4 protein-coding genes and 1 pseudogene are annotated in these 4,718 nt (G+C 62.0%); 3 read left to right on the top strand and 2 right to left on the bottom strand.

Going from position 1 to position 4,718, the window contains the following annotated elements:
• A pseudogene (locus WA367_RS18110) lies at positions 1-448 on the top strand (hypothetical protein); the annotation flags it as partial.
• A 117-nt stretch (positions 449-565) separates the two neighbouring features.
• Here WA367_RS18110 and WA367_RS18105 read toward each other — a convergent pair.
• Complete coding sequence (locus tag WA367_RS18105; protein ID WP_336058182.1) at positions 566-2,047, bottom strand: alkaline phosphatase D family protein; 1,482 nt, start codon at positions 2,045-2,047, stop codon at positions 566-568.
• Positions 2,048-2,054: 7 nt separating this feature from the next.
• Entirely contained in the window at positions 2,055-3,020 is a 966-nt protein-coding gene (locus WA367_RS18100) for a calcium/sodium antiporter (RefSeq protein ID WP_336058181.1), read from the bottom strand.
• 337 nt (positions 3,021-3,357) lie between these two features.
• Between WA367_RS18100 and WA367_RS18220 the strand changes: the two genes are divergently transcribed.
• A complete protein-coding gene (locus tag WA367_RS18220) occupies positions 3,358-3,543 on the top strand; it encodes a hypothetical protein (RefSeq protein WP_442935605.1) in 186 nt (61 codons plus the stop codon).
• Positions 3,544-4,156: 613 nt separating this feature from the next.
• A complete protein-coding gene (locus tag WA367_RS18095) occupies positions 4,157-4,348 on the top strand; it encodes an undecaprenyl-diphosphate phosphatase (protein WP_336058180.1) in 192 nt (63 codons plus the stop codon).
• Positions 4,349-4,718 lie beyond the last annotated feature (370 nt).

Here is a 4,718-nt window from a genome sequence, read left to right as displayed (position 1 = left end):
TGGATACAGCGAAGCAGTTGCTTACGCGATGTCGCATTTCCGAAAGAAGCATTTGCTGCTGTTCGGCAAGCTGCCGCTGCACTGCTTCATGGTGCGCTCCAACCGGATGAATCTGCAGCAACAAACGTCGCTTGGAGCTTATTTGGTTCAGCAGAACGCCGTGCCAAGCGTGGTGATCGCCGAGGCATCAGCCTGCTCATCGCGGTATCACTGCGATGCTATCGCCTCGGAAGAAAGCGTCGTCGCAGGTGTTCCAAAGCAGCGCTTACTGTCAGCACTGGCTGACGACCCCGCACTGGTGACAAAGTGGTCAGCATTGCTGGCTCGAAGCGTTCAGGCGGCGCGGCTCAGGTCGAAGATCCGATCTTTGCCAAGGTGGCGAACCATCTCGCCGGATGGTTCGAAGAAGGGAATGCCCTCCCTGACAAAAGCCGCTGGCAGGAGGTAGCAGCGAAACTGGGCGTTACGCGAGAAGCTCTCCATCGCGAACTTGCGGGCCGCCGCGCAGCGAGCGGCGCGTGACGACACTCGGCTGAGGCGTCCTCCCTAGCGCGGCCACATCCCATTAGAGCGCGAGCGCGGGTGTCAGGCCGGTCGTTTCAAGATCCCACTGCGCTGACCAGTTTCCTGAAACACGCTCAAGAAGCAGGTAGTTGCGATCCGCGACGTAGCGGGAGGAGTGCCCTGGCAGCGGCTCGATCCGGATTGGATTCTCTGACAGCGGGTTCTCTCTCAGCGAGGCGAGAGCGCCGAGGAACTTCGCCCAGCCCTTCGGCGGCGCCCGATGTGCGATTCCGGACGCAACCAGTTGATTGAGTTGCAAGCCGTCGCGCAAGTCCATGACCGCGCGTGTCGCCAGGTGAATTTCGCCCGATACCGCCGTGATGTTGTGCCCGTCCCGTCTTGCAAGATCGCGCACCAGCCGCAACATGCGTCGCCATTCGTGACGGTGCGCGCGGCTTTGCCATTGATCGCGCAGGTCGTCCTCGTATTTTTGCATCCGCGGGATCACCACCATGAGCGCTTCCAGGAGCGACAGTCGGGGACCGAGGAGTGGCACGCTCGACATCAGCAGGGTATGGCCCGCGACCTCGTGCTGCGCCTCTGCTTCCATCATCGCCCAGCCGCCCGGGCCCATGATCTGGCGACGTGTACGTTCGGAGCGGAGGTCGGGGGCGAGGATGCGCAGGTCGGAGCCATGGACAGCCCAGCCCAGATGCTGTCCTTCGGGGTCGGCGAAGCGCGTTGGCAGATCGCCGTCGGTTGTCGCCTGCTGAAACACGAGAAAGCTCTCCCGCGCGACCGCAAAAAGGGTTTGCCCCACCGGCGAATAGGTGCGCGATCGGCGCAGCGAGCCCCAGCCGTCGCAGATGTCGTGATCATCCCATTGCATGAGCGACGGCACGCGCGCGCCAAGCCAGGCGAACTGCGGCGCAGCGTAAAGAGTGGCGTAGCGTTCCAGGAACCTTTCGCTCAGGTGATAGCGAAGATCGTCCAACTCCGCGCGGGAGGGAGCGCGTGGGATACGCTCCGGCCAATCATGGCTGAGCTCGTGCCCCTGGGTCACTTCATCGGCATAGACCTGGTCGCCACCGTGCAACATCAGAGCGAAGGGCCGGCGTTGGTGTTCGCTCCTCAGCCTTTCCCACATGGCGTTCCGCTCGGACCCTTCGCGGTGCATGTCTCCCACCTCCTCGCCGTTGCAGGAAACGTACGCCAGACGCAGATCGCCGGTCAGGTCACAGGCTACCGCGTAGGTGGCTCCGTCCCAGCGGTATTCCGACGGGCGGTCGGCAGGGAGCGCGAACCGCGCCCGCCAGACGCAGGCATGGGCATAGCCGGCCAGCAGTTCGACGCGCCACTCGCCCGCCGCGGTTGCGATCGGCGGGGGCGCATCGTCTCGCGCAGTGATGAATAGTGCGGACAGCAGCAGATGGCTGCTTGCAACATCGTCGAGGAAAAGAACGGGGCCGATGGGCGATGTGATTCGAAAGGGCACTCCCGCATGTGCCGCGCTTTGGTCTATAAATTGCAGCCGACGGCTCACGGGGGCGTCACGCCCCCGCGCCGTTCGAGAATAGCAACACCATATAGGCGGCGTAGGCGGCGAGCATGAACGCACCCCAGAGTCGGCCGATCGACTTGGTGGCAAAGAGCAACGCCAGAAGCAGCAGGGCGGCTCCCAACATCACCGACGTGTCGATCTCGCGGAACCGCGCGCTGACCTCGATGGGCTGGATCACGACGGTAACGCCGAGGATCGCGAGGATGTTAAAGATGCTCGAACCGATCACGTTGCCCAGCACGACGTCGGAATGACGCCGGATCGCGGCGACGATGGCGGTGGCAAGCTCGGGCAGCGAGGTGCCGATGGCCACGAGCGACAGGCCGATGACGGCATCCGGTACGCCGAAATCGCGGGCGATGTTCACCGCTCCCTCCACCAACATGTCGGCTCCGAACACGAGAGCAGCGATGCCGCCGATGGCCAGAACCGGCGCGAGCCACGGCGGAGGCAGGGGAACGTCTTCGAACTCCTCCGCCTCATGCTGAAACGTCTTTGCTTCGCGGTCCCGCTTTTCCAGCCAATAACTGGAAAAGAGATAGCCGGTGAGGACCACCAGCATGGCAATACCCTCGATGCGGGTTATGACCTCGCCCTGCACCAGCGCAAAGGTCGCCAGCGAGATGAGGGTTGCCACCAGCGCCTCGCGAACCGCTGTCCGGTCCCAACTGATGATCGGCGCGATGATGGCCGCCACGCCGATGATCAGCAGGACATTGGCGATGTTGGAGCCAACGACGTTGCCGAGCGCGATTTCCGGCGCGCCGTCGATGGCTGCGTTCACCGAAACGAGCAGTTCCGGTGTCGACGTCCCGAATCCAACAATGACAAGACCGATCAGAAGTCTCGAGATACCCAGGCGCTCAGCAAGCGCAACCGAGCCCCGCACGAGCCCTTCGCCACCGAGGAAAAGGAATATGAGGCCCACGGCCACAAGGAGGATATCGTGAAGCATTCAGGTCCTGTCAGTCAGCAGCCGCAGCTGATGCTCCCACATCGCCACAGGTTTGCCTCGATCTAACTTAATATCTCAGGAAAAGGAATGACTTGCAGCGGATTATGCCATTCTTTTCCCGCCATTTCTTCAGTCGGCGGCATCCCGCGATTGCGATAGACGGATCCCAACCTGTTAACCGTGACACAGATCATTGAAAGTCGGGACGTTTATACGACGACGACCATCGCTGTGATGCCGATTCTGCGCACCTCCCGCAGTCAAAATCCAGCTGGCGCGCTGATCCTCGGGAACCTGCTGTCAGCACCTTGGCGAGGCATCCGTCGGTTGGGCGATCGTGGTGTTCTCGCTATCAACACTGCTTCCGATGCCACCTCGGTCGTGCTGGTCACCGCCCGCCGTTTCTGGTGTCCACGGCCAGATGATATTGGGCTATCCGCATATCAGGCTTCCCGACCCCTTGCGCGCCTGCGCCTTGTCCCGGCAAAGTTGCGACAGATCATTCTTCGTCTCAGGCCGGTGACGCGAGGGCTCGAGCGCGTTCTGGCAGCTTCCTGCCGGTAGGTCTCATCGGCTGGTACGGCGATCTCGTTAATCATTATCGCTGTCGGCCTCGTCGAACGCGATGGGTTAGTCGCGACCTTCGGCCCTGTCTTCGGCGGTGCGTCAGTCATGTTGACAGCGACGGTCCTCCTATCGCTTGGCATCGGTGCTGAGGCGATATTCGACTGACTTCCGGCAGGCGCTGCACAGACATCGCAGACCAATGCGAAGCGGGACTCAGAGGGGCACCAGCCACTCGCGGGGCAGCATCGTAGCCAACACTCCCGCCAACACCGGCCGACAGATGACAAGCGGCACCGCTTGCGGCTACTGTGACGTCGATACCGGGCGACGTCACCAAGCGACGGATTGTAGGGCCGTAGAGGGCATACACGGCGATATCAAAGCCACCAAAGCAGACGGCGCCCACGCTTAGTACCGGGTCGAGAGCGACTGGCGCAGCCTCGTCCCGATCATTGTCACGACCGGCTTGTTCCGTGTGCTGCTCTGGATCGCCGATCGTCGTGCCGACGCTGCGGAAGCACCGTCCATGGGCTGACTAGCGCGAAACGGCTCTGACCAGGGCCTCCAAGGTGTTGGCGCTCGTATCAGATGTCAGCCGGTCAGGCATCACGATGACGATGGTCCTGCTGCTGGGGCAGCGCCGTCCCGAGGCAGCGCGCTTCTCTCTGCTGCTTTCTATCCCGAACACGGCGGCGGCAGGGTTTCTCGGCGTGATGGATCTTGTCGGCATGCAAGACGCCGCCCTGCGGTTGGACCGGTGATCATCGACGGATTCGTGTTCCTAAACGCGCTCGCGGCGATAGCCGGACTGTTGGCCCGGCTCCGCGGGGCAAACTTTATTTCCTTTACATCGGCGACATCCGGCAATCCGCGGAGGCTCGTAGTTTATCTTTGGCCACACTCCGAGCGTAATGCAGTTTGGAGAGGGGCCAGCTTGCAAGGCAATTCCCTGGAGGTGTGACAGGTGCAGCGGGCGAGCGACTATCGATGCGTGCAGGATGATTCAGGCGTATGGTCTGTAGTCGAAATGGCTGGGCGCGCTCTGAAGGTCTGAACTGGCAGCGGGCTAACACGGCCCGCAGCGTACTTCAACGTATCCACGACAGCTCGATGAGCAATAAAGAATCACCT

The sequence above is a fragment of the Nitratireductor sp. CH_MIT9313-5 genome (genome assembly GCF_037029545.1).
Classification (GTDB): domain Bacteria; phylum Pseudomonadota; class Alphaproteobacteria; order Rhizobiales; family Rhizobiaceae; genus Chelativorans.
This window is presented reverse-complemented; position numbering and strand designations above follow the sequence as displayed.